The sequence below is a fragment of the Rhizobium lusitanum genome (assembly GCF_014189535.1).
Classification (GTDB): domain Bacteria; phylum Pseudomonadota; class Alphaproteobacteria; order Rhizobiales; family Rhizobiaceae; genus Rhizobium; species Rhizobium lusitanum_C.
The window spans coordinates 2,921,666-2,945,364 of record NZ_CP050308.1 but is presented as its reverse complement, the minus strand read 5'-3'; the positions used below and the strand labels follow the sequence as shown (position 1 = coordinate 2,945,364).

Here is a 23,699-nt window from a genome sequence, read left to right as displayed (position 1 = left end):
CAAACCCAATAAAAAAGCAATTTTTGGGCCAGTTGGAACTCTGCGGCTTTTTTTCTAAAAAAACGCGGACTTTCGAAAAGATCAAGGGGAGTCCCGCGTCCGCCATGGCACTATCGGCCAATCTTTTCCTGCGCCAAAGCCAAAGCCTGGTGATGACACCGCAACTGATGCAATCCATCCAGTTGCTGCAGATGACGCATTTTGAGCTCACCCAGTTCATCGCCCAGGAAGTCGAAAAGAATCCACTGCTCGAATTTACGCCAAATGACGAGGATATAGGCAACAGCAACGAGCGCGAAGCCAAGGATGAACGTTACGATGCCACGGACGAAAACCGTGGCGACGATAGTTCCGACCGCAATAGCGGCGACCTGAAGAGCGACTGGTACGAGAGCGAGAATACCGGCCATGCGGACCGGCTGAACGATGAGCTCGACACCAATTTCAGTAGTGTCGACGATGCCGCCCCACAGCGTGCCGATGCGCCCGAGCTTCTGAGCCAGTGGAAATCCATGCCTGGCGGCGAGGCCGGCGAAAGCTATGATCTTGACGATTTCGTCGCTGGCCAGGTTTCGCTGCGCGACCACCTCAACGAACAGATCCCCTTTTCCCTGCCCGTCATGGCCGATCGGCTGATTGCCCAGCATTTTGTCGATCAGCTCGATGATTGCGGCTATCTGCAGGTTGACTTGCATGAAACCGCAGACCGCCTCGGCACGACCCTTGCCGATGTCGAACGCGTCCTTGGCGTATTGCAGGAGCTCGACCCTCCGGGCGTCTTCGCCCGCTCCCTCAGCGAGTGCCTGGCGATCCAGCTCCGTCAGAGGGATCGTTTCGATCCGGCCATGGAGCGGCTGATCCAGAACCTCGAACTTCTCGCCCGCCGCGATTTCGCGACACTGAAGCGTCTCTGCGGCGTCGACGAAGAAGACCTGCTCGATATGATGGGCGAGATCCGCCAGTTGAACCCGAAGCCCGGCAGCGGCTTCGAAGCCGGCATATCCGAGGCGATCACGCCCGATATCGTCGTGCGCGCCGCCTCCGACGGCAGCTGGCTGGTGGAACTCAATCCCGACACGCTGCCGCGCGTTCTCGTCAACCAGTCCTATTTCGCCTCCGTCACCAAGACGAGCCAGGACCACGCCTTCCTGTCGGAATGTCTGCAGAATGCCAATTGGCTGACGCGCAGCCTCGATCAGCGCGCCAAGACGATCATGAAGGTAGCAAGCGAGATTGTCCGGCAACAGGACGCTTTCCTGATCCACGGCGTCGATCATCTGCGGCCGCTTAATCTGAAGACCGTTGCGGACGCCATCAAGATGCACGAATCGACCGTCAGCCGCGTGACCTCGAACAAATACATGCTGACGCCGCGCGGTCTGTTCGAGCTGAAATATTTCTTCACGGTCTCGATCAGCGCCGTAGAGGGCGGCGACAGCCATTCCGCCGAGGCGGTACGACACAAGATCCGGCTGCTGATCTCGCATGAAAGCCCCGAGACCGTGCTTTCCGACGACGATATCGTCGATACGCTGAAGAAGGGCGGTATAGAGCTGGCTCGCCGTACGGTTGCAAAATACCGCGAAGCGATGAACATCCCTTCATCCGTGCAACGCCGCCGGGAGAAGCGAGCGATTGCGAAGGTCGCCAATTTTTAACGATCGCCGAAATTCAACCTCAGACTGCAGACTTCCTAATGGACCGTTAAGACGCAGTTGACTTTCCAATGTGGCGGGGCTAGAAGCCCGCCGCAATCGGTGCAGGACGACGGCACGACCATGAACTTATCCCCATCATCCCAAAGGCCCCGCATAAACGCAATTTGTCTTTGAGCGCGTGAAGTGCTTGGATGAGCTTGAGGCTTGGCGTAAACTGGTACGCGCAATAACCACGACAAGAAGGGAAACTCCATGAGTGTGCGTGTCTCCGGTAAACATATGGAAATTGGTGAAACCTTCCGTCAGCGGATTGAGGACCAGATCGGTATGGCCGTGACAAAATACTTCGACGGGGGGTATTCAGGCCAAGTGACGGTACAGAAATCCAGTTCCCGCTTCTCAGCCGATTGCAAGCTTCATCTCGACAGTGGCGTCGTTCTGCATGCCGCCGGCGAGGCGATGGATCCGCAATTGGCGTTTGACGCGGCGTCCGCACGTATCGAAAAGCGCCTGCGCCGCTACAAGCGCAAACTGAAAGATCACCAGGCCGCGAGCCATGCGAACGGGCATATCGAAGTCGCCTATACCGTCATGGACGGTATGTCGGACGACGACGAGGAAATGGCAGCCGATTTCGCGCCGGCGATCGTTGCCGAAAGCACGAAACAACTGAAGACTATGTCGGTCGCGACCGCCGTGATGGCGCTCGATATGACCGATGAGCCGCTGCTGCTCTTCCGCAGCCCCGGCAAGGACCACTTGAACATCGTTTACCGTCGTCAGGACGGCAACATTGGCTGGATAGACGCAGCCAATATCAAAAGCTGAGAAAAGAAGATGAGTGGCGGCCCTGCACCATGTCAGCCGGCCGCCGCTCCTCCGTCATCGGATCTCGGCGACACGAAGGATAAAGAGAATGGCATTGGCAGATTTGCTGCACCAAGATGCGATCATCCCCGCCTTGAGGGCAAATTCCAAGAAACAACTGCTTCAGGAACTGGCAGCCAAGGCCTCCAAGTTGACCGGACTGCCCGAACGCGAAATCTTCGACGTCGTGCTGCAGCGCGAACGCCTGGGCTCCACCGGCGTCGGCAATGGCATTGCCATTCCGCACGGTAAGCTCAACAGCATCAAGTCCATCATTGGTATTTTCGCGCGCCTGGAACAGTCCGTGGATTTCGAGGCGCTGGACGACCAGCCCGTTGACCTCGTATTCCTGCTGCTCGCCCCCGAGGGTGCCGGCGCCGACCATCTCAAGGCGCTGTCGCGCATCGCGCGCGTGCTGCGCGACCAGGATCTGGTCGCCAAGCTGCGCGCCACGGATTCCTCCTCGGCGATCTACTCTTTCCTCAACGAGGAACAGGCATCTAACGCGGCCTGACGGACATCAATTAATTTCGAGACGCTGAAAAAGTAAGGGCCGGATGATGTTCCATCATCCGGCCCTTACTTTTGGATATGCCTTTTGAGGCTCAGGCGTCTTTTTCGTCGAATGGGCTGTTGGCGCCCAGCTCGGAAATCTCCGTGACCTTCGGGCCGCCCTTGGCGACGCCGACCATGGCGGGGCGCAGAACGCGCTCTCCGATGACGAAGCCGGCCTGCACCACTTGCACGACCGTGTTGTTCGGCACCTCAGGGTTCGGCACTTCGAACATTGCCTGATGGAAGTTAGGATCAAACTTCTGGCCGACCGGCTCGATCTGGCGCACGCCATGGCGCTCCAGCGCCGACAGCATGGAACGCTCGGTCATATCAACGCCTTCGATCAGCGTCTTCAGGCCGGCATCGTCGCGGAGTTCCGCCGGAATGGCGTCCAGCGTGCGGCGCAGATTGTCCGATACAGCAAGCATGTCGCGGGCAAAGCCGGCGACCGAATAGGACTTGGCGTCCTTAACTTCGCGCTCGGTGCGACGACGCAGATTGTCCATGTCGGCGGCAAGACGCAGATAGCGGTCGCGCAGATCGCTATTTTCGGCCTTCAGCAGCTCGACCGGATCCGGCTGCGAGGGCTCTTCCGTCTCCACGGTTTCCACAGTGTCCTGTGCAAAGCCCGCGAGATTGTCGGTCGCCGTAGCGTCAGGTCCGGTTTTCGTTGTTTCGTCGGTCATGACGGTCTCCGAATTGTTTGTCTTTTGAATGTGCCCGATATCGAGGTTTGGCCGGAAAAAATCAAGGCTTAGTCGCGAAGAACAGCCGATTCTCGGCATTCTGGCCACTGTTGGGCGAATACCGCGGGCTCATGGCATGATCCGGGGCTGGCGGAAGCCGTTGAATGGGAACTTGTCTTTCCAATGAAGCGCTTTCCGTCAAAGCCCGGGCCGCGACATCCTGGAAATCAGCTGGGCGGTATAGTCCACCATCGGCACGATGCGGGCATAGTTCAGCCGCGTGGGACCGATGACGCCGACGGCGCCAATGATGCGATCATCGTCATCGCGATAGGGCGCGACGATCAGCGACGAGCCGGAGAGCGAGAAAAGCTTGTTTTCCGAGCCAATGAAGATGCGCACGCCGGGACCGCTTTCGGCGAGATTCAGGATCTCGATCAGGCTGTCCTTCTTTTCGAGATCGTCGAACAACAGGCGCAGCCGGTCGAGATCCTCGGCGCCACCGATTTCGGTCAGCAGATTGGCGTGGCCGCGCACGATCAGTTGCGTCGGCTTGCCCTCATCCTCGCCACCGGACCACACCGCAATGCCGCGCTCGACCAGCTCCCGCGATAGCGTATCCAGTTCGTGGCGCACGCTCTCCTTCAATGTCAGCAACTGACGGCGCAGATCCGGCAGGGTCTGGCCGGTCATGTGCGCGTTGAGGAAATTCGCGGCTTCCGTCAACTGCGACGAGGTGATGCCGGCCGGCAGCTCGATGATGCGGTTTTCCACCTGGTCGTGATCACCGACGAGTACGGCAAGCGCCTTGGTCGGCTCCAGGCGGATGAATTCGACATGCTTCAACACCGGATCGTTCTTCGAGGTGATCACCAGCCCGGCGCCGCGCGAAATGCCCGAGAGCATGCGGCTGGCCTCGGTCATGACCGATTCCATCGGCTGGTCACGATTGCTGCCACGCACCTGCCGGTCGATCGTGGCGCGGTCTTCCGCCGAGAGATCACCGACCTGCATGAAGGCATCGACGAAAAAACGCAGGCCCACCTGCGTCGGCAGACGGCCGGCGCTGATATGCGGCGAATAGATCAGGCCGAGCTCTTCCAGATCGCTCATGACGTTGCGCACCGAGGCCGGCGACAGCGACATCGGCAGCAGGCGCGAGAGGCTGCGCGAGCCGAGCGGCTCGCCATTCTCGAGATAGCCTTCGACGATGCGGCGGAAGATTTCTTTCGAGCGTTCGTCCAGCGCTGCAATGGCATCCGTAACCGACGATGTCGTGAATCCCATTTCGCTGCCAAACCCCTTCTGTTGAACCTCAGTTAAAATATAATCATTCAGTTAGCATTGGCAAAAGGGAAAAATGCCAACCCCGCCATATCAGGGCCTTCCAGCCTGCTTTTCCTTTGCAAAAGCCGCCGGTGGATCGTAGAAGCGGTCGATAAACGTTCAGGAGAGTAGAATGCGGCCTTCAGGCAGAAAAACCGACCAGATGCGCAAGGTATCGTTCGAGCGTAATTTTTCCAAGCATGCGGAAGGCTCGTGCCTGGTCAAGTTCGGCGATACGCATGTGCTCTGCACGGCAAGCCTGGAAGAAAAGACTCCGCCATGGCTGCGCAACAGCGGCAAGGGTTGGGTCACGGCCGAATACGGCATGCTGCCGCGCGCCACCGGCGAGCGCATGAAGCGCGAAGCCGCTACTGGCAAGCAGGGCGGCCGCACGCAGGAAATCCAGCGCCTCATCGGCCGGTCGCTGCGCGCCGTTGTTGACCTGAAGGAGCTCGGCGAACGCCAGATCACCATCGACTGCGACGTCATCCAGGCCGATGGCGGCACGCGCACGGCCTCGATTACCGGTGCCTGGATCGCGCTCTACGACTGCCTGAAGTGGATGGAGAGCCGCAACATGATCAAGGTCGATCGGGTCCTCAAGGATCATATCGCCGCCATCTCCTGCGGCATCTTCGCCAGCCAGCCGGTGATCGACCTTGACTACCTCGAGGATTCATCCGCCGAGACGGACGCCAACTTCGTCATGACCGGCAAGGGCGGCATCGTCGAGATCCAGGGCACGGCGGAAGGCACGCCCTTCAGCGAAGAGGAATTCACCACGCTGATGCATCTCGCCAAGAACGGTATCGCCGAGCTGGTGGAACTGCAGAAGCAGACGATTGCCTGACGAAAGAGGCGGTCAACCGATGAACCCATCGCCGGAAGGCATTCTCGAAACCGCACTCTATGCCGATGATCTCGATGCCGCCGAAGCCTTTTATGGCGGCATACTCGGGCTTGAGAAGATCTCGCGCGGGGGCAATCGCCATGTGTTCTATCGTTGCGGGCCGGGTGTACTGTTGATCTTCAACCCGGTCGAGACGGTGACGCCGCCGGAACCGGACGCTCTGCCCGTGCCACCGCACGGCACAAAGGGCCATGGTCACGTCTGCTTTCGGCTCAGCGGTGACAATATCGAGACGATGGCGGAGAGACTGAAGGCCGCCGGCGTCACTATTGAATCCGATTTCCACTGGCCGAACGGCGGCCGCTCGATTTACTTCCGCGATCCGGCCGGCAACAGCCTGGAATGCGCCGAACCCCGGATCTGGGGCATCTGACAGGACAGGATATGCGCAAGCTCGATACCAAGACCATCGTCGTCGCCAGCCATAATGCCGGCAAGATCCGTGAAATCCAGGATCTGATCGGCCCGTTCGGCTTCACCGCCACATCGGCCGCCGATCTCAATTTCATCGAGCCGGACGAGACCGGCACGACATTCGAGGAAAATGCGACGATCAAGGCGCTGGCCTCGGCCAATGCCTCCGGCCTGCCGGCATTGTCAGACGATTCCGGCCTGGTGATCGACGCGCTTGGCGGCGATCCCGGCGTCTATACGGCAAACTGGGCGGAGACAGCTGACGGCACCCGCGATTTCGTGATGGCGATGCAGAAGGTCGAGACCGCGCTGGAAAAAGCTGGAGCCACCTCGCCGGAAAGCCGCACCGCGCACTTCGTCAGCGTGCTTTGCCTTGCCTGGCCGGACGGACATACCGAGCTTTTCCGCGGCGAGGTCGAGGGCATTGTTGCCTGGCCGCCGCGCGGCTCACAGGGCTTCGGCTACGATCCGATCTTCCAGCCCAAGGGTTACGAGACGACCTTCGGCGAGATGAGCGCCGAAGAGAAGCATGGCTGGAAGCCCGGCGAAGCGCAGGCGCTCTCGCACCGTGCCCGGGCCTTCAAGCTTTTTGTCGAAACCTGTCTGGAGGCGTAAGCTTAAGCCTGTGGACATCATGGAACCGCAAGACATGACGCGTGAGGCGCAATTGCTGCCCGATACCGGTGAACCCGGCTTCGGCGTCTATGTGCATTGGCCCTTCTGCGCGGCCAAATGCCCCTATTGCGATTTCAACAGCCATGTCCGTCATCAGCCGGTCGATCAGGAACGTTTCGTCGCCGCCTTCCTAAAAGAGATGGCATCGATGCGGACGATCGGCGGCCCGAAGACGGTGACCAGCATTTTTCTCGGCGGCGGCACGCCATCGCTGATGAAGCCCGAGACGGTCGCTGCCGTTCTCGATGGTATCGCCAAGCATTGGCATGTGCCGGATGGTATCGAGATCACCATGGAGGCCAATCCCTCCAGTGTCGAGGCCGAGCGTTTCCGCGGCTATCGCGCCGCCGGCGTCAACCGCGTGTCCATGGGCGTGCAGGCGCTGAACGACCGCGATCTGAAATTCTTAGGCCGTCTGCACGATGTCGCCGACGCGCTGAAGGCAATCAAGCTGGCGCGCGACATCTTCCCGCGTATGTCCTTCGACCTCATCTACGCCCGGCCGAACCAGACCGTCGAGGAATGGGAGCGCGAGCTGAAGGAGGCGATCTCCTATGCCGTCGATCATCTCTCGCTCTATCAGCTCACCATCGAGGAAGGCACGCCCTTCTTCGGCCTGCACAAGGCAGGCAAGCTAATCGTGCCGGATGGCGACCAGTCGGCGCTGCTCTACGAGGCGACACAGGAGATCACCGAGCGCGAGGGCATGCCGGCCTACGAAGTCTCCAACCACGCCCGCCCAGGCGCGGAGAGCCGCCACAACCTCACCTATTGGCGCTATGGCGACTATGCCGGCATCGGTCCGGGCGCCCATGGCCGCCTGACCCTCGGCCCGAAGAAACTCGCGACCGCCACCGAGAGCAAGCCGGAGGCCTGGCTGGAACTGGTCGAGCGCGATGGCCACGGCATAGCCGATCAGGAAATGCTCGGCGACGACGAACAGGCCGACGAATTGCTGCTGATGGGCCTGCGCCTGAAAGAGGGTATCGATCTCGTCCGCTGGCAGCAGCTTTCCGGCCGGGAGCCCGATCAGGCGCGCGAGCAGTTCCTGCTGGAACACGGCTTCATCGAGCGCCTTGGCAATTCCCGTCTGCGCTGCACACCGGCGGGGATGCTCATCCTCGATTCGGTGGTTGCTGATCTCGCGCGTTAATCACCTCCCCCTTGAGGGGGAGGTCGCCGCAAGGTGGCGGGTGGGGGTGATCCCTGGGGACAAGATTGATGCCTCAGCGCTTGCCGCATTCACCCCACCCCGGCACTACGTGCCGACCCTCCCCCCTCAAGGCGAGGGTAAGTAACCGCCCATCGATCGCCGCTAGGCCGACGGCGATCATCGCCATGCCGATAAAATGCTTCAGCTGCAATTGCTCGCCAAGAAACAGCGCGCCGAGCAGAATGGCGCTGACGGGGATGAGGAAGGTAACCAGCATCAGGTTGGTGGCCCCTGCCGTCGCCAGGATGCGGAAGAACAGGACATAGGCGATCGCGGTCGAGAGGATCGCCAGGCCGGTGAGCGCCATCCAGGCCTCGCTTGAAGGTATCCCCAGCGTCCACGGATGATCGACGAAGAGAGCGACCGGCAGCAGCAGGACGGTCGAAGCCGTCACCTGCCCGGCCGCGGGGATGATCGGCGCCAGACCCATGCGGCGGAAGCGACGGCCGAAAATGCCGGCCAGCGAATAGGAGAAGGCGGCGCCCAGCACGGCAAGCTGCGCCAGCACGTTCGAGCCGAGGCTGCTCAGCACGGACGGGCCGATCATCAGTGCCACGCCGGCAAAACCGACGATGACGCCGATCAGGCGATTGCCGGTCATTTTCTCATCCGCCGTCAGGAAATGCGCCACCACGACCGCAAAGAGCGGCGTCGTGGCGTTGAGGATCGAGGCGAGACCGCTGGCGATATGCGTCTGTCCCCAGACGATCAGCAGGAAGGGAATGACATTGTTGAGGAACCCCATGCCGAAGAAGGCGGCCCAGGCCTGACGGTCGCGCGGCATGGCCTGCCCGGTCATCCGGACAATGACATGCAGGGCGATCGCCGCCAATGCGACGCGGGCGGTGACGATGGTGAAGGGCGGCAGTTCACGCACCAGAATTCCGTTGAACAGAAACGAGCCGCCCCAGAGGACCGACAATCCCAGCAGCATGCCCCACTCGGCCGCGCCCATCGATTTCTGTACCATGACATTTCTCCCGTCATAAGGCTATTGAGTTATTCTCGATTGTGGCTTGCGTGTCTTTTCTTGCCAACTCTCGAAATTCATGGAACTATCTCGCGATCAGAGCGCTCTTGCAAGCGAGTCTTTCTCACTCAATAGTTTAGCTGAACTCAACCGTCATGGATCAACTGCCCTCCCTTTCGGCGCTACGCGCCTTCGAAGCTTCGGCCCGACATCTGAGCATGACGCTCGCCGCCAGGGAGCTGCATGTTACACCCGGCGCCGTCAGCCTGCAGGTGCGCGATCTCGAGACCGCGCTCGGGGTCCGGCTTTTCGAGCGCCGCGCGCGCAGCCTGGCATTGACGGCCGAGGGCGCCGATTATTTCGCGACGCTGCGCACGGCCTTCCGTCTGGTGCGCGAGGCCACGGCGGCGCTGACCATGCGGGCACGCGACACGGTGCTGACGGTCACCTGCACCGCCGGTTTCGCTACGTATTGGCTGGTGCCGCGGCTCCTGCGGTTTGAACAGGCGCATCCCGACATCGATCTGCGCATCAGCGCCTCGCACCGGATGATGGACTTCCAGCGCGACGGCATCGATATTGCCATTCGCCACGGCCTCGGCGGCTACGAGGGACTGGCGAGTGAGCGGCTGCTCGACGACCAATATGTGCCGGTGTGTACGCCCGAGATCGCCGCCACCCTTGGCCCGTCACCCGCGGCCAATGCTTTGGCCGGCCTGACCTTGATCCACGACGTCTATCGGCGTGACTGGCAGCTCTGGCTGGAGGCGGCGGGTGCGACCAGGGTCGATGCCACGCGGGGGCCTATCTTCACTGACGGCATAGGCGCGTACCACGCGATGAGGGCCGGACTTGGCATCGCATTGATGCGGCGCTCCTTCATCGAGCAGGAACTGGCCGGCGGCACGCTTGTCGCGCCCTTCCCGACCGGGCTTGCCAGCACGCTTGCCTATCATCTGGTCTATCCGCCAATGGCATTGGAGCGGCCGGCGATCGCCGCTTTCCGCGCCTGGCTGTTTTCCGAGGTTTCGCACACGACGACGCCCGTATAGGCGCATCACCCGTGATGGGTGGCGCCGCCCTTGAACAGACTGCCGGTTCGCGTTTCCAGAAAAGTGTCGAGCGGAATATGCTCCTGATGCAGGAAGCCGGTCGAGGGCAGCCGGCCAGCGCGCACCAATTCGATGACCGCGACGACGGAGGCCGAGGTGGTCCAGGAAATGGCGGTGCGGCTCTCGCCGGCAATCTCGATCGGATAATAGGCGCGAACGAACTCCTTGCGGCGCAGATTGCCATTGATCGTGCCTTCCGCCGAGACATGGACATAGACGACATCGTCCTCAACGGGCGGCTTCGCTTCGGTCAGGATCTCGCCGGCAAGCTTGCGGCGATCGCGCATCAGCAGCTCGTGGAAGAAGAAATTCATCAACTCCATGTGGCCGGGATAGCGCATGGTCTTGTAATCGAGATTTTCCACGCGGCCGAGCATGGTGGCGCACATGGTTCCAAGACCGCCCGAGGTGGTGAAGGCTTCGAGCTTGACGCCGTTGACATAAAGCGTCTCGTGCCACTCCATCGGCGAGACCAGCTTGCGCACGCCGCCTTCGATGACCTCGCAATCGTTCAGATATTCGTTGACCACGCCCTCCGGCGACCAGTTGAAGGCATAGCCCAACAATCCCGTCGGATTCTGGGGAAGCGCGCCGACGCGCATCCGGATCGAGCGGCAGCGATCAAAGCCATCGGCGAGACTCGCGCCGACTATACCGACGAAACCAGGTGCCAGGCCGCATTGCGGTGCCATCAGGCGCGGGCGCTCTTGGCGAGTTCGATAATGCCGTTTGTGGTCGGCACATCCTCTGTCAGGTCGAAATAATGGATGCCGGCGCCATGGGCCAGCTGCGCCAGCGCGGCGTTCAGATGAAACGGCAGACAAGAGAGCACCGCATCGACACGGGAAAAGAGATTGCCGATCAATGTCGGATCGGACACATCACCCGTTTCGCAGGTAAAGGGCAGAGTTTCCGCAGGCAGACGCGCATCGACGCCGGTAACGGCGAAGCCACTTTCCTGCAGCAACGTAGCGGCAAGCCGGCCGACCTTACCGAGACCGAGAACGGCAATTCTGTCAAAGCCCATCGATACCCTCCCGTCGGCGCCGTCGGCCGCCGGAAGCCGGGCGTCCGACTCAGTATTTCAGATATTTATAGAATAAAGGCCGCGCAAATGAAAACGGCCGGCGATGAAGCCGGCCGTTGATAAAATACAGAGTGCCGTGGCCTATTCGTTGATCAGGCGCTTCAGCAGCTCGATCTCATGCGACAGCTTGGTATCGCCCGAAATCAGCTCCTCGATCTTGCGCACCGCATGCAGAACCGTCGTGTGGTCACGACCGCCGAAACGACGGCCGATCTCCGGGAAGGAGCGCGGCGTCAGGGTCTTTGCCAGATACATGGCGATCTGGCGCGGCTTGACGATGACGCGGGTACGGCGATTGGAGACCAGCTCCTGGCGCGAGACGTTGTAGTGACGCGCGACGATGCGCTGGATGTCCTCGATGCGGACGCGACGCGGCTCGCCGGAGCCGACCAGATGGGCCAGCAGCTCGTCGACACGCTCGACCGTCAGGTTCGGCTCGAAAGAGCGGCGGAAGATCAGCTGGTTGAACGCGCCTTCCAGCTCACGACCGCTTGCCGTGACGTTGCGGGCGACATGCGAGAGGAGTTCGGCTGGGATTTCCAATGACGGATCTTCCAGGCGAGCAGCCTCCAGCCGGCGCTTGAGGATTTCAAGACGCATCTCGTAGTCCGGCGCCTCGACTTCGATGGCGACACCGCCCTGAAGACGCGAGCGAACGCGCGGATCGAGCGATTCCAGCTCCCAAGGCGCACGGTCGGCGGCAACGACGACCTGCTTGGCGCTGTCGAGCAGCATGTTGAGCAGATGGCAGAACTCGTGCTGGATCATCTTGCCCTGCAGGAACTGCATGTCATCGATGATCAGAAGGTCGATGTTGCGCAGCGAATCCTTCAGCGTCAGCGCATCATTGTCGCGAATGGCGGTGGCGAAGCGCCACATGAAATATTCCGCGGTCAGATAGACAACACGCAGATTGCGCGGGTTCTGCACGGCGGCATTGGCGATCGCCTGCAGGAGATGCGTCTTGCCGAGACCGACCGTCGAGTGAACGAAGAGCGGATTGAACCGCACAGCGCCGGAGCCGGCTTCAGCGATGGTCTTGGCGGCGGCAAGGCTTACCCGGTTCGAGCTGCCTTCGACATAGGTATCGAAAGTAAAACGGGAATCCAGCGGCGAACCGAACAGCGGCGAGCCCATCGTCGCCGGCCGGGCAGCGGCAGCCGCGCTCACGGCTTGGGCCATGATATGACCGGCAGGCTGGGCCGTCGTGCGACGGATCGGCGCCACGGCGGTCGAGTCGGGAACGACGACCTGCACATCCGCGCTAGGCTTTGCAGCGTGGCGGGTCGCGGTACGAACCAGAATTTCAACCTTCAGGACTTCGGCATCTTCCACCTGGAATAGGCTGGTGATGAGGTCAAGATAACGATTGTTGATCCAGGACTTCAGAAATGTTGTCGGAACAGTCAGCCTAACGACGCTCTTCGATACCGAATGCAGCTTAAGCCGTGCAAACCAACTGGCATAAACATCCGGACCGACCTGAGCCTTCAAGCGTGCACTGACACGCTCGAACAATACGTTATGCTGCATCTCCCCTTTTTCTCCCGCTTCAAGGCAAACCGCACTGAACGCCTGCGGTGCATTGTCCCCATTCACCAACGCACCCGTCGTCCTCGTATTTATTTGCATAATGCCGCCTTCCACAGTTTCTTTTTATGGGGCGGAAATTCCGCCCGCCCTTGGTCTACGCCATGGCATAGCGGTTACGCTCGTTGTTTTGAGCCTCCCCGTATGCCGGTTCATCAGCCGGGTCCAGCCAAACGGACCTGACGCAAATGCCTTGGCGAAAACGGCTGCTTGAGCAGCTTCCGCCCTGACATCTTTATCTGGAGCAGTCGTGCGGTCCTCGTATTCCGACCGGCTGCGCCAAAACGGCTGTCAATTTTTCTCCCCTCCCCTACAGTCACGCTTGGGACTTAGACTGCATAGGGCAGACAAGCTTCTTCGTTCCGCCAGCGTTGCCGCTCACGGTCTCAACTCGTCAACTGTTTGAAAAAACGAAGCTGAACCGCTCCGTCACAAGAGACAAAAACCACCCACGCCGCCTTTAGTGGCAGTGTTCGCCGAAGCCGTTGAAGGTGATGTCCGCGCCCCTTGTTGAAAGCCATTTAGGCAGGATCGTAGGAGGATATCAACGATGAATTTTACACAAAATTAAGAGGCGGCCATTGACTCGGGAGGCCGTTTTTGACTGTCACAAGCCCGTCAAAAAAGAATCGCTTTTGAATCAAGGAGATTCCAGTTCAGCGCGATTCCCTGGGGTTTAAAAACAAGAAAAATAAAAAATCCCTTGACTCACTCATGAGCCGGCAACGTATCGCGCGGATCACCCGGAGTCGAGACAACCTGCCGTAACAGACTGTTTTTAAATGTATATTTCTGTCACGTCATTGACATGGTCAGTCGGCTACATTTTAACGATACGGAGCGTTTTTGGCAGAATCCAAAAAGCCCGGCGCGAGGGCCGGGCTTAAGTCTAACGACTGAATCTTTAACGAAATATTACGCGGCGGGAGCCGAAAGCGCCTTCACACGCTTCGCGAGACGCGAAACCTTGCGGGAAGCGGTGTTGGCGTGCATGACGCCCTTGGTGGCTGCGCGAGCCAGTTCCGGCTGCGCTGCGAGGAAAGCTGCCTTCGCCAGGGTGGCGTCACCCGATGCGATTGCTTCTTCGAGCTGGCGCACGAAAGTGCGAACGCGCGAGCGACGAGCCTTGTTGACTTCGGTGCGGCGGGCGATCTTGCGGGTCGCTTTTTTCGCCGAGCTGGTATTGGCCATGTATGCCTCTCTTAGAATTCGAACATAACTCCGTCAGTGCAGCGCGGGCCCTGCGGCCACCTCATCCAGCAATGCGGGAGCAATTGCGGAAAACCAGATCGGCTTTCCAAACTGTGGCGGGCATATAGCCGGAATGCGCGACGACGTCAACGCGGATTCTTGCGGAACCCGCGCAATTCCGGATTCTCGCCTTCACCTGTTCTTGAAGACGGGTTTGCGCTTCTCGATGAAAGCCGCCATGCCTTCCTTCTGATCCTCGGTGGCAAACAGGCTGTGGAACAGCCGGCGCTCGAAGCGCAGCCCCTCTTCCAGCGTTGTCTCCAGCGCCCGGTTGACGGCCTCCTTGGCCATCAGCACCGAGGGACGCGACAGCGAGGCGATCTTGGCAGCAGTGGCGAGCGCCTCGTCGACCAGCTTGTCGGCCGGTACGATGCGGGACACCAGGCCAGAGCGCTCCGCCTCGGCCGCATCCATCATCCGCCCGGTCAGAACCATGTCCATGGCCTTGGCCTTGCCGACGGCGCGTGTCAGACGCTGGGAGCCACCCATGCCAGGGATGACGCCGAGCGTGATCTCCGGCTGGCCGAATTTGGCCGTATCGGCAGCAATGATGAAGTCGCACATCATGGCGAGTTCGCAGCCGCCGCCGAGTGCGAAGCCGCTGACAGCAGCGATGACAGGCTTGCGCGCTCTTGCAATCTCGTCCCAGCCGCCGATGAAATCGCCCATGTAGACATCGGCGAAGTCGAGCGGCTGCATCTCCTTGATGTCGGCGCCGGCGGCAAAGGCCTTTTCCGAGCCGGTGAGCACGATCGCGCCGATGGCGTCATCGGCGTGAAAGGCAGAATAGGCCTGCCTCAACTCGGCCAATACGGTCGAATTCAGCGCGTTCAGCGCCTGGGGCCGGTTCAGCCGGATAAGTCCAACTGCTCCATGCGTTTCGACGATCAGGGTTTCACAGGCCATGTTTCTCTCCTCCGTTCAGTCAGTTCTGGTCAGTCAGTTCTGGCAGGAGGCGCAATAGAAAGAAGAGCGCCCCGCCTGGACGATGCGGGTGACCGTACCGCCGCAGCCGGGCGTGCCGCAAGGCTGGGCTTCGCGGTCGTAGACGGAAAAGGAATGCTGGAAATATCCAAGTGAACCATCCGTCTGGATATGGTCGCGCAAGGACGAGCCGCCGGCCGCGATCGCATCGGCGATGACCTCGCGGATCGCCTCGACCAACCGGAGCAAATCCTCGCTCGGGGTGCCAGCCTTGGTAACCAAACTGCCTGCGGGGCGCACTGGCGACAGATGCGAGCGCCATAGCGCCTCGCACACATATATATTGCCGAGACCGGCGATGTTCTTCTGGTCGAGTAGCGCGCTCTTTAGCGGCTGCGCCTTGCCCGAGAAACGCTCGGCCAGATAGTCGGCACTCAATGTATTGCCGGTCGGCTCCGGGCCGAGATCGCGGAAGGACGGGTGGCTGGCAAGATCCGCACGCCTGGCAAGATCCATAAAGCCGAAGCGGCGGGGATCGTTATAGATGACCCGCGCGGGTCCGCTGGCGCCCGTCAGGTGAAAGACGACGTGATCGTGCTTCTCGTCCTTGGAGCGAGGATGGTGGAACTCACCCGGCGTCTCGGCAACCGCGCCGCTTTCGACGCGAAAGGAGCCGGACATGCCGAGATGCGCAATGATCGTCATGCCATCATCGAGATCAATCAGCAGATATTTCGCGCGGCGCGACAGCGACGTGATGCCGCTGGCCGGAGACGAGGCGCGAGAACTCGGCAGGAAAAGGAAAACGCAAGTCGTTGCGCCGCAGTTCCAGCGCAGCGAGTACCGCCCCTTCCATGGACGGAGCAAGCCCGCGCCTGACGGTTTCGACCTCTGGTAATTCCGGCATCTCTATCCATCTTTATGTTTCAACCGCTTATGATCTGGGCTATAGCCCAAGGGCATTGCGGCCGGTGACCTGGCTGATGAGATAGCGTGGCAAACGCCATTTCGCCATGGTCCGCCGCGGATTACTGCATAATTCCTTAAATCGGAATCGATTTGAGGATAAAATTATGCAGCAGATTTAAAGTGCTACAGCGACCTTTGCGCGTCACATGCGACGTGCGGCGCTGTAGTGTAACGGAGTTGAGCTGATGGCAGAAAGCCGCATCTCCGCCGATGGCGGCATGGAAACGTCCTATGGCTTCCGCGAGGTCGCCGATGGCGAGAAGCAGGGCCTCGTCAACGAGGTGTTCCACAAGGTTGCCAAACGCTACGACATCATGAACGACGTCATGTCCATGGGCCTCCACCGGGTCTGGAAGGATGCAATGATCTCGTCGCTCAATCCGCGCAAGGATCAGGGCTATAAGGTCCTCGATGTCGCCGGCGGCACGGGCGACATCGCCTTCCGCATCGTCGAAGCTTCCAACCGGCTGGCGCATGCGACCGTGCTCGATATCAATGGCTCGATGCTCGGTGTCGGCGCTGAGCGCGCAGCGAAGAAGAAGCTTAGCGACAACCTCACCTTCGTCGAGGCCAATGCCGAGGAACTGCCCTTCGAGCCCAACTCCTTCGACGCCTATACGATCGCCTTCGGCATCCGCAATGTGCCGCGCATCGACGTGGCGCTGAAGGAAGCCCATCGCGTGCTGAAGCGTGGCGGCCGGCTGCTCGTGCTGGAATTTTCCGAGGTCGACCTGCCGTTGCTCGACCGCGTCTACGAGGCGTGGTCCTTCAATGCCATTCCGCAATTCGGCAAGGCGATTACCGGCGACGCCGAGCCCTATCAGTACCTGGTGGAATCGATCCGTAAATTCCCGAACCAGCAAGATTTCGCGACGATGATCCGCGAAGCCGGCTTTTCGCGCGTGAACTTCACCAACTATACCGGCGGCATTGCCGCCCTGCACTCCGGCTGGAAGCTCTGACGCATGATACCGAAGAATATGACGCGGCTTTCGGTTGCCATCCTGCGAGATTTTGAGACCCGATGAGTGCTTTCAACGCATATTTCAGCCTTCTGCGGGTCGGCTGGGTGCTGGTGCGCGAAGGCGTGGTCATCTCGCTTCCTTCGGAAGGCCTGCCGCCATCCATCAGCTTTGCGAAATCCTTTGTCGGCATGTTTGCCCGCAAGCGCGCCAAGAGCCAGGCACGCAGCGACCGGCTCGCCAAGGCCGTCGAGCGGCTAGGACCTTCCTATGTGAAGATCGGCCAGTTCCTGGCAACCCGGCCCGATGTGGTCGGTGTCGATATGGCCAACGACCTGTCGCAGTTGCAGGACAGCATGGCGTTCTTTCCGCATGCGGCGGCAAAATCATCGATCGAAGGCTCACTCGGCCGCACGATCGACGAGCTTTATGTAAGCTTTGGCGAACCGATTGCGGCTGCCTCCATCGCGCAGGTACACCCGGCCGAAGTCGAGACACCAGAGGGCCGCAAGCGTGTTGCCGTCAAGGTGATCCGCCCCGGCGTTCGCCAGCGCTTCGGCAATGATATCCAGGCGATGTATCTCGTCGCCCATCTGCAGGAGCGTTTCCTGCCATCGAGCCGCCGATTGCGGCCCGTCGAGGTGACGCGGACGCTGGAGCAGACGACCAAGGTCGAGATGGATCTGCGGCTGGAGGCTGCGGCCCTTTCGGAGATCGCCGAGAACACCGAGAAGGATCCGGGCTTCCGCGTCCCCAAGGTCGATTGGGAACGTACCGGCCGCGACGTCATCACCATGGAGTGGATCGACGGCGTCAAGATGTCCGATGTCGAGGGCCTGAAGGCCGCCGGCCACGACCTCAACACGCTCGCCGACACGCTGATCCAGTCCTTCCTCCGGCATACACTGCGCGACGGCTTCTTTCATGCCGACATGCATCCCGGCAATCTCTTCGTCGACGCGACCGGCATGATCGTCGCCGTCGACATGGGCATCGTCGGGCGGCTCGGAAAAAAGGAACGCCGCTTCCTCGCGGAAATCCTCTACGGCTTCATCACCCGCGACTATATCCGCGTCGCCGAGGTGCATTTCGAGGCCGGCTACGTGCCGGCGCATCACAATACCGAGAGTTTCGCGCAGGCGATCCGCGCCATCGGCGAGCCGATCCACGGCCAGCCGGCCGAGACGATCTCCATGGGCAAGCTCTTGACACTGCTCTTTGAAGTAACCCAACTCTTCGACATGGAGACGCGGCCGGAGCTGGTCATGCTGCAAAAGACCATGGTCGTGGTCGAGGGCGTGGCGCGCATGCTCAATCCGCGCTTCAACATGTGGAAGGCGTCCGAACCGGTCGTCGGCGACTGGATCCGCACCAATCTCGGACCCAAGCGCATCGTAACCGACCTCAAGGACGGTTTAAAAGCAGCCGTGAAGCTTGCAGAGGCTCTCCCTGAAATCGCCGCCAAGACCGAGAAATTCCATCACGAGCTGCTGCATATGAGCGAAAACGGCGTACGTTTCGACCCGCAGACCGCAGAGGCGATCGGCAAGGCGGAGGCCAAGCACAGCCGGTCCGGCCGCCTGGCATTGTGGATTATCGCGCTCTCGCTTCTCTATCTGGCCTGGCATCTGAGCTAATCCGTTTCAGCGGCCCCGGATCGGGGTCGCAGCACACATCTGGCTCACGTCGAGAGGCTTCCCCGTCAGTCGACGATGAACAGCTTGGCGCCTGTCTTTGTTGACGAACGATGCGCGGCATCGCCGAAATCGGACACCTGATAGCCCGTACCCTTCGTCAGGACCGAGACTCGCCCGTCCTTCAGCTCCGAGATCAATTCTCCCTCGAGCACGTAGATAACGTGACCGCGATCGCACCAGTGGTCGGCGACATAGCCGGGCGTGTATTCGACAACCCGGATGCGGATGTCTCCGATATTCAATGTCCGCCAAAGTGCATGGCCGCTCTCGCCCTCGTGCCTGGTCGCGGGAACCTCATCCCAATTCGTTGTCGTGAAAGCGAGTTCCGGAATTTTCATCTTGATGATCTTCTGAGATTGGACGGATGCTTCGGTATGAAAACGGTCGCGCTACCTATTGGTCAATCCTGCACGCCCGCTTTCAGCTATAATGTGTCCTCGGCGGTGCCGCAGCATGTTTTGCGTGTGCTTTTTCATGCGCGGCGCGACAGGTGTTCGCTATTTGGGATATCCCATTAGAGATGATGCTCGCATAGCCTTGCGGAAAAGGAGACCAGCGAAGATGGAGCGCCAGAAATCCGGCATCGAACTCACCGGGCACCCCCTGGGGTTCAGCGATCTGGTGCGGATCGGCGCGGGCGTCGCTGTGCCCTCGGCGTCGGAAAGCGGCATGGCGCGGGTGCATGCGGCGCGCGAAGTTCTCGAAAACACCATCCAGTCCGGCATGCCCGTCTATGGTTCGACCACCGGCGTCGGGGCGATGAAGGATGTGGAGTGGTCGCCGGAAGACCTCGACACCTTCAATCTCGGCCTGGTGCGCGCCCATCACTTCGGCACCGGCTCACCCTTTTCCATGTCCGTCGTGCGCAATGCCATGGCCATCCGTGTCAATACGGCACTGACCGGCAAGGTCGGCTGCTCGCCCGGGCTGATCGACGCCTATCTCCAGCTTCTCCACACGGATGTCATCCCTGTCGTGCGCCGCACCGGCTCGATCGGCTGCGCCGATATCGGCCTGATGGGCCAGATCGGTGCGGTGCTGACCGGGGTCGGCGAGGCTGTCTATCGCGGCCGGCGCATGCAGGCGGCCGATGCCTTTACCGCAGCCGGCATCGAGCCGGTCAAGATGCTACCGCGCGACAGCCTGGCCTCGCTCAGCGTCAATGCCGTGAGCTTCGCGGCCGCTGCCGAAACCACCCGCAATGCCGCCTCCTCGATCCGGGTGCTGCTGGCAACCAGCATGATGGCGGCCGGTGCGCTCGGCGCATCGCGCGATCCCTGGTATGCCGTGCGCCATGTCGGTACCGCGCGGGAAGCCCTGATCGGCGCATGGCTCTGCAACGCCTCGGACGAATGGCCATGGCCGGTCACGACGCATGTACAGGACCCGTTGAGCCTGCGCATGATCGGCCAGGTCTACGGCGCGGTGATCGAGAATCTCCTGACCGCCGGCCACAAAATATTGGCGGCAACCGGTCGCTCAGACGACAATCCCGTCATTGTCGACGGACGCGTCATGACCTCCGGCGGCTCGCTGCCGCTCGACGTCACCATCCTGCTCGAGGCCGCCGTCATCTGCATGGCGCATGCGGCACGCAATGCCTTCAACCACTGTGTCCTGCTCGGCAACGGCCAGCGGCGCGGCCTGCCGGTCAATCTTGTGCCTGAGGGCAAGATCGCCACCGGCTTTGGCCCGATCATCAAGCTTGCCGGCGAGATCTTTTCGCGGGTGCTGTCCATGTCCAATCCGGTCTCGGCGCAGTCGCTGGTGGTTGCCGGCGGCATGGAGGACGAGGCCGCCTTCCTGCCGTTGGTCATCGAACGCTTCGATCGGCAGATGCGCGCGCTGAAACGCCTCGCCGCGCTGGAAGCCCTGCTCTCTGCACAGGCGATCGATATTCTCGGCGACAGGCCGGAAGGGGTTGCCCGCATGCTCTACGACGTCGTGCGCAAACATGCCGACTTCTACGAGGTCGACCGGCCGCTGTCAGCCGAGGTCGAAGCTATCGAGGAGGAACTGGCCTCGGAGGCCTTCGTGTCCGAGATGATCGCCCATCAACCGATCCTCGCTTATGATGATTTCTTTGCCCTCGGTTCGCTGGAACGGGTCGAAGAACGGCTTTATCGCGATACAGTGACGATCTGAACGGAGAGAATGGGTATGGCTGACTTCGATCTCGTTCTGCAGGGCACGGTGGTTCTGCCGGACCGCATCGTGGAGCAGGGCTATGTCGCCGTGCGCGACGGCAAGATCGCCGAGATCGGCATCGGCGTGCCCCCACAAGCGCATGAGCGGCATCTGCTCGGCAAGGCGCTGATCCTGCCCGGCGCTATCGACGCGCAGGTGCATTCGCTCTCCCAGAAAGATCAGGAAGATTTCATCTGGTCGACACGCTCTGCCGCCGCCGGCGGCGTCACCACCATTGTCGACATGCCCTATGACGAGGGCAATCTCGTCTGCTCGGCTGCAGCCGTGAAGAAGAAGGTTGATCATGCTTCGCCGCAGGCCCGCGTCGACTTCGCGCTCTATGGCACGGTCGATCCGGAAGAAGGGCCTGCGCGTATTCGCGAGATGGTCGAGGCCGGCGTTGCAGCCTTCAAGTTCTCGACCTTTGGCACGGATCCGAAGCGCTTCCCGCGCATCCCGCCTGCCCTGCTCGATGCCTGTTTCGCGGCCATCGCACCGACCGGACTGACGGCGGGCGTGCACAATGAGGATGACGAGGCAGTTCGCGCCTACATGGAGCAGGTGAAGGCCAGTGGCATCACAGATTATCGCGCCCATGGCCTCTCCCGTCCGCCGATCACCGAACTGCTCGCCATGCACACGATCTTCGAGACCGGCGCCAATACCGCCTGCCCGGCGCATGTGGTGCATTGCTCACTCGGACGCGGCTACGACATTGCTCGCGCCTACCGTCGCGACGGCTTCGAGGCGACGGTGGAGTGCTGCATCCACTACCTGACGCTGGACGAGGAAAACGATGTGAAGCGTCTTGGCGGCAAGGCGAAGATCAATCCGCCGATCCGCCTACGCGCCGAAGTCGAGACGTTGTGGCGCAAAGTGGCGGAGGGCAATGTCTGGCTGGTTTCGACCGACCATGTCAGCTGGTCGGAAAACCGCAAGACCAATCCGGACATGCTGGCGAATGCCTCTGGCGTGCCGGGGCTGGAAGTCATGGTGCCGCTCTTCGTCAAGGGCGCGCTGGAGCGCGGCATATCGCTCACCTGGGCGGCGAAGCTGATGGCGGAAAACCCGGCTAAGCATTTCCGTCTCGACCATATCAAGGGCGCTCTGACACCCGGCAAGGATGCCGATATCGTCGTGCTGGAACCACGCGAGACCGTCTATGACGCCGCCTCGAGCGGCAACAATATCGTCGGTTGGAGCCCCTATAACGGCATCCGTCTGCCCTGGACGGTGTCCGCCACCTATCTCAGGGGCAAGCAGATTACTGACAAAAACAAAGTGCTGGCCGAGCCGGGCAGCGGCAAATTCGTCCGCCCGCTTCCCCGACAGATTATTGCTGGCCAGAATATCGCTGGAGAGACTGCCTGATGAACCAACCGAAGCGCAACCTGCCCGTCAACGCCGATCGCATCGCCGAGGATATCGACGCGCTGGCCAAGATCACCGAACCGGATCACCCCTGGACCCGCCGTGCTTTCTCGCCGCTATTTCTGGACGGACGCGCCTACATCGACGCACGGATGAAGGCGGCGGGACTGGAAACCCGCATGGACGCCGCCGGCAATCTGATCGGCCGGCGCGCTGGCGCAAAGCCCGGCCTCGGCACGATCCTGGTCGGCTCGCATTCCGACACCGTGCCCGATGGCGGCCGCTTCGACGGCATTGCCGGTACGATCGCGGCGCTGGAAGTCGCTCGTTCCCTCAAGGATCAGGATATTCAGCTGGATCACGATCTGGAGATCGTCGATTTCCTCGCCGAGGAAGTCAGCATCTTCGGTGTCTCCTGCATCGGCAGTCGCGGGATGACCGGGCAATTGCCGGAGGCTTGGCTGACGCGCATGAGCGGCGACCGCAATCTCGCGCAGGGCATTGCCGAGGTCGGCGGTGACCCGGCGACGCTGCTCGCGCAGAAGCGTCCCGATCTTGCCGGCTTTCTCGAACTGCATATCGAGCAAGGACCGGTGCTTGAAGCCGAAAACAGGGATATCGGCATCGTCACCGCCATTGCCGGCATCACCCGCATCGAGATCACTGTCGAGGGCCGCGCCGACCATGCCGGCACCACGCCGATGGGCCGGCGCGCCGATGCACTGGTGGCCGCCTCGCAACTAGTGCTCGATATCCGGAGCCAAGCGACAGAGCAGGCAAAGACGCCGGGCCATTTCGCGGCCACGGTGGGCGAATTCCGCATCGAGCCGAACGCCGCCAATGTCGTGCCGTCCAAGGTTGTGCTTTTGATCGACGGTCGCGCCGAGATCCGGGGGGACATGGAACAGTTCCTGGCCTGGATCGACGGCGCGGTACAAAAGATAGCCACGGCTTACGGCGTGACCATCAAGCCGCCTGTCCGCGTCTCCGACAATTTCCCGACGCCGGGCGATGCCGGCCTGCTCGAAACGCTGGAGCGCGCCTGCGAGACGGTCGGAGCCAAGCACCGTCGCATGGCATCCGGTGCCGGCCACGATACCGCCTGGGTTGCCAAGGTGGCGCCGGCGGCCATGATCTTCGTGCCCTGCAAGGATGGCCGCAGCCATTGCGCCGACGAATGGGCCGAGAATGACGATATCGCCATGGGTGCCGCCGTGCTGTTCGAAGCCGTGCGCGACATGGACAAGAACCTGCAAAAAACCAGCCAGGAGTAGT

Annotated in this window: 20 protein-coding genes and 2 pseudogenes; 13 read left to right on the top strand and 9 right to left on the bottom strand. The window is 61.1% G+C overall.

Annotated elements, in window-relative coordinates; genetic code table 11:
* Window positions 1–104 precede the first annotated feature (104 nt).
* The 3 genes from rpoN to ptsN all read left to right on the top strand — a co-directional run bounded on the left by rpoN (window position 105) and on the right by ptsN (window position 3,039).
* Window positions 105–1,658 carry an RNA polymerase factor sigma-54 gene (gene rpoN, locus HB780_RS27910; RefSeq protein WP_183691030.1) on the top strand — a complete coding sequence of 518 codons (1,554 nt, stop codon included), beginning with the start codon at window positions 105–107 and terminating at the stop codon, window positions 1,656–1,658.
* 252 nt (window positions 1,659–1,910) lie between these two features.
* On the top strand, window positions 1,911–2,486 hold the full coding sequence (gene hpf / locus HB780_RS27905) for a ribosome hibernation-promoting factor, HPF/YfiA family (protein WP_183691028.1): 576 nt from the start codon (window positions 1,911–1,913) through the stop codon (window positions 2,484–2,486).
* A gap of 88 nt (window positions 2,487–2,574) precedes the next feature.
* Window positions 2,575–3,039 (top strand): PTS IIA-like nitrogen regulatory protein PtsN, encoded by a 465-nt coding sequence (gene ptsN, locus HB780_RS27900; RefSeq protein ID WP_183691026.1) that lies wholly within the window; start codon window positions 2,575–2,577, stop codon window positions 3,037–3,039.
* Window positions 3,040–3,130: 91 nt separating this feature from the next.
* Here ptsN and grpE read toward each other — a convergent pair whose 3' ends face one another.
* Together grpE and hrcA are read right to left on the bottom strand one after the other, a co-directional pair.
* Complete coding sequence (gene grpE, locus HB780_RS27895; RefSeq protein ID WP_183691024.1) at window positions 3,131–3,766, bottom strand: nucleotide exchange factor GrpE; 636 nt, start codon at window positions 3,764–3,766, stop codon at window positions 3,131–3,133.
* 198 nt (window positions 3,767–3,964) lie between these two features.
* On the bottom strand, window positions 3,965–5,053 hold the full coding sequence (gene hrcA, locus HB780_RS27890) for a heat-inducible transcriptional repressor HrcA (protein ID WP_183691022.1): 1,089 nt from the start codon (window positions 5,051–5,053) through the stop codon (window positions 3,965–3,967).
* 172 nt (window positions 5,054–5,225) lie between these two features.
* Here hrcA and rph point away from each other — a divergent pair, with 172 nt between their 5' ends.
* The 4 genes from rph to hemW are packed head-to-tail and all read left to right on the top strand — an operon-like array spanning window position 5,226 to window position 8,244.
* Window positions 5,226–5,942: a ribonuclease PH gene (gene rph / locus HB780_RS27885; protein WP_183691020.1), complete on the top strand. Its 717-nt coding sequence runs from the start codon at window positions 5,226–5,228 to the stop codon at window positions 5,940–5,942.
* Window positions 5,943–5,961: 19 nt separating this feature from the next.
* Complete coding sequence (locus HB780_RS27880) at window positions 5,962–6,375, top strand: VOC family protein (RefSeq protein WP_183691018.1); 414 nt, start codon at window positions 5,962–5,964, stop codon at window positions 6,373–6,375.
* 11 nt (window positions 6,376–6,386) lie between these two features.
* Window positions 6,387–7,031: an RdgB/HAM1 family non-canonical purine NTP pyrophosphatase gene (gene rdgB, locus HB780_RS27875; protein WP_183691016.1), complete on the top strand. Its 645-nt coding sequence runs from the start codon at window positions 6,387–6,389 to the stop codon at window positions 7,029–7,031.
* A gap of 19 nt (window positions 7,032–7,050) precedes the next feature.
* Complete coding sequence (gene hemW / locus HB780_RS27870; RefSeq protein WP_286203080.1) at window positions 7,051–8,244, top strand: radical SAM family heme chaperone HemW; 1,194 nt, start codon at window positions 7,051–7,053, stop codon at window positions 8,242–8,244.
* A gap of 73 nt (window positions 8,245–8,317) precedes the next feature.
* Here the strand turns inward: hemW and HB780_RS27865 are convergent, their stop codons facing one another.
* Window positions 8,318–9,274: a DMT family transporter gene (locus tag HB780_RS27865; RefSeq protein WP_183691015.1), complete on the bottom strand. Its 957-nt coding sequence runs from the start codon at window positions 9,272–9,274 to the stop codon at window positions 8,318–8,320.
* A 155-nt stretch (window positions 9,275–9,429) separates the two neighbouring features.
* Here HB780_RS27865 and gcvA point away from each other — a divergent pair, with 155 nt between their 5' ends.
* Window positions 9,430–10,326, top strand: coding sequence for a transcriptional regulator GcvA (gene gcvA / locus HB780_RS27860; RefSeq protein WP_183691013.1), 897 nt, complete (start codon window positions 9,430–9,432; stop codon window positions 10,324–10,326).
* 5 nt (window positions 10,327–10,331) lie between these two features.
* Here gcvA and HB780_RS27855 read toward each other — a convergent pair.
* The 5 genes and pseudogenes from HB780_RS27855 to mutM form a co-directional block, all read right to left on the bottom strand.
* Window positions 10,332–11,413, bottom strand: a pseudogene (locus HB780_RS27855) (saccharopine dehydrogenase C-terminal domain-containing protein).
* Window positions 11,414–11,554: 141 nt separating this feature from the next.
* On the bottom strand, window positions 11,555–13,105 hold the full coding sequence (gene dnaA / locus HB780_RS27850) for a chromosomal replication initiator protein DnaA (RefSeq protein WP_183691011.1): 1,551 nt from the start codon (window positions 13,103–13,105) through the stop codon (window positions 11,555–11,557).
* 873 nt (window positions 13,106–13,978) lie between these two features.
* The gene (gene rpsT / locus HB780_RS27845; protein WP_183691009.1) at window positions 13,979–14,254 is read right to left on the bottom strand and encodes a 30S ribosomal protein S20; all 276 of its coding nucleotides are present in this window, start codon (window positions 14,252–14,254) and stop codon (window positions 13,979–13,981) included.
* Between the two features lie 192 nt (window positions 14,255–14,446).
* A complete protein-coding gene (locus HB780_RS27840; protein ID WP_183691007.1) occupies window positions 14,447–15,220 on the bottom strand; it encodes an enoyl-CoA hydratase in 774 nt (257 codons plus the stop codon).
* 33 nt (window positions 15,221–15,253) lie between these two features.
* Window positions 15,254–16,145 (bottom strand): annotated as a pseudogene (gene mutM, locus HB780_RS27835) (bifunctional DNA-formamidopyrimidine glycosylase/DNA-(apurinic or apyrimidinic site) lyase).
* 247 nt (window positions 16,146–16,392) lie between these two features.
* Between mutM and ubiE the strand changes: the two are divergent.
* Both ubiE and ubiB read left to right on the top strand, forming a co-directional pair.
* Window positions 16,393–17,169, top strand: coding sequence for a bifunctional demethylmenaquinone methyltransferase/2-methoxy-6-polyprenyl-1,4-benzoquinol methylase UbiE (gene ubiE / locus HB780_RS27830; RefSeq protein ID WP_183691005.1), 777 nt, complete (start codon window positions 16,393–16,395; stop codon window positions 17,167–17,169).
* A 62-nt stretch (window positions 17,170–17,231) separates the two neighbouring features.
* Window positions 17,232–18,806, top strand: a complete 1,575-nt coding sequence (gene ubiB, locus HB780_RS27825; RefSeq protein ID WP_183691004.1) for a 2-polyprenylphenol 6-hydroxylase — start codon at window positions 17,232–17,234, stop codon at window positions 18,804–18,806.
* A 65-nt stretch (window positions 18,807–18,871) separates the two neighbouring features.
* On the opposite strand, the gene HB780_RS27820 is transcribed toward ubiB, so the two are convergent.
* On the bottom strand, window positions 18,872–19,204 hold the full coding sequence (locus tag HB780_RS27820) for a DHCW motif cupin fold protein (RefSeq protein ID WP_183691002.1): 333 nt from the start codon (window positions 19,202–19,204) through the stop codon (window positions 18,872–18,874).
* A gap of 223 nt (window positions 19,205–19,427) precedes the next feature.
* On the opposite strand from HB780_RS27820, the gene HB780_RS27815 reads away from it, so the two are divergent.
* Genes HB780_RS27815 through HB780_RS27805 form a run of 3 tightly spaced genes read left to right on the top strand, consistent with a single transcriptional unit; the run spans window position 19,428 to window position 23,698 of the window.
* Window positions 19,428–21,011, top strand: coding sequence for an aromatic amino acid lyase (locus tag HB780_RS27815; RefSeq protein WP_183691000.1), 1,584 nt, complete (start codon window positions 19,428–19,430; stop codon window positions 21,009–21,011).
* A gap of 15 nt (window positions 21,012–21,026) precedes the next feature.
* Window positions 21,027–22,424: a dihydroorotase gene (locus HB780_RS27810; RefSeq protein ID WP_183690998.1), complete on the top strand. Its 1,398-nt coding sequence runs from the start codon at window positions 21,027–21,029 to the stop codon at window positions 22,422–22,424.
* On the top strand, window positions 22,424–23,698 hold the full coding sequence (locus HB780_RS27805; RefSeq protein WP_183690996.1) for a Zn-dependent hydrolase: 1,275 nt from the start codon (window positions 22,424–22,426) through the stop codon (window positions 23,696–23,698). The genes HB780_RS27810 and HB780_RS27805 overlap by 1 nt, the downstream gene beginning before the upstream one ends.
* The last annotated feature ends 1 nt before the right edge of the window (window position 23,699 follow it).

Excerpts from the sequence above, each read along its gene's own strand:
- grpE (WP_183691024.1), bottom strand. The coding sequence starts at position 3,766 with ATGACCGACGAAACAACGAAAACCGGACCTGACGCTACGGCGACCGAC.
- ptsN (WP_183691026.1), top strand. The coding sequence starts at position 2,575 with ATGGCATTGGCAGATTTGCTGCACCAAGATGCGATCATCCCCGCCTTG.
- hpf (WP_183691028.1), top strand. The coding sequence starts at position 1,911 with ATGAGTGTGCGTGTCTCCGGTAAACATATGGAAATTGGTGAAACCTTC.
- rpsT (WP_183691009.1), bottom strand. The coding sequence starts at position 14,254 with ATGGCCAATACCAGCTCGGCGAAAAAAGCGACCCGCAAGATCGCCCGC.
- ubiB (WP_183691004.1), top strand. The coding sequence starts at position 17,232 with ATGAGTGCTTTCAACGCATATTTCAGCCTTCTGCGGGTCGGCTGGGTG.
- rpoN (WP_183691030.1), top strand. The coding sequence starts at position 105 with ATGGCACTATCGGCCAATCTTTTCCTGCGCCAAAGCCAAAGCCTGGTG.
- rph (WP_183691020.1), top strand. The coding sequence starts at position 5,226 with ATGCGGCCTTCAGGCAGAAAAACCGACCAGATGCGCAAGGTATCGTTC.
- hemW (WP_286203080.1), top strand. The coding sequence starts at position 7,051 with ATGGAACCGCAAGACATGACGCGTGAGGCGCAATTGCTGCCCGATACC.
- HB780_RS27815 (WP_183691000.1), top strand. The coding sequence starts at position 19,428 with ATGGAGCGCCAGAAATCCGGCATCGAACTCACCGGGCACCCCCTGGGG.
- HB780_RS27805 (WP_183690996.1), top strand. The coding sequence starts at position 22,424 with ATGAACCAACCGAAGCGCAACCTGCCCGTCAACGCCGATCGCATCGCC.
- HB780_RS27810 (WP_183690998.1), top strand. The coding sequence starts at position 21,027 with ATGGCTGACTTCGATCTCGTTCTGCAGGGCACGGTGGTTCTGCCGGAC.
- HB780_RS27880 (WP_183691018.1), top strand. The coding sequence starts at position 5,962 with ATGAACCCATCGCCGGAAGGCATTCTCGAAACCGCACTCTATGCCGAT.
- HB780_RS27840 (WP_183691007.1), bottom strand. The coding sequence starts at position 15,220 with ATGGCCTGTGAAACCCTGATCGTCGAAACGCATGGAGCAGTTGGACTT.
- hrcA (WP_183691022.1), bottom strand. The coding sequence starts at position 5,053 with ATGGGATTCACGACATCGTCGGTTACGGATGCCATTGCAGCGCTGGAC.
- ubiE (WP_183691005.1), top strand. The coding sequence starts at position 16,393 with ATGGCAGAAAGCCGCATCTCCGCCGATGGCGGCATGGAAACGTCCTAT.
- rdgB (WP_183691016.1), top strand. The coding sequence starts at position 6,387 with ATGCGCAAGCTCGATACCAAGACCATCGTCGTCGCCAGCCATAATGCC.
- gcvA (WP_183691013.1), top strand. The coding sequence starts at position 9,430 with ATGGATCAACTGCCCTCCCTTTCGGCGCTACGCGCCTTCGAAGCTTCG.
- dnaA (WP_183691011.1), bottom strand. The coding sequence starts at position 13,105 with ATGCAAATAAATACGAGGACGACGGGTGCGTTGGTGAATGGGGACAAT.
- HB780_RS27820 (WP_183691002.1), bottom strand. The coding sequence starts at position 19,204 with ATGAAAATTCCGGAACTCGCTTTCACGACAACGAATTGGGATGAGGTT.
- HB780_RS27865 (WP_183691015.1), bottom strand. The coding sequence starts at position 9,274 with ATGGTACAGAAATCGATGGGCGCGGCCGAGTGGGGCATGCTGCTGGGA.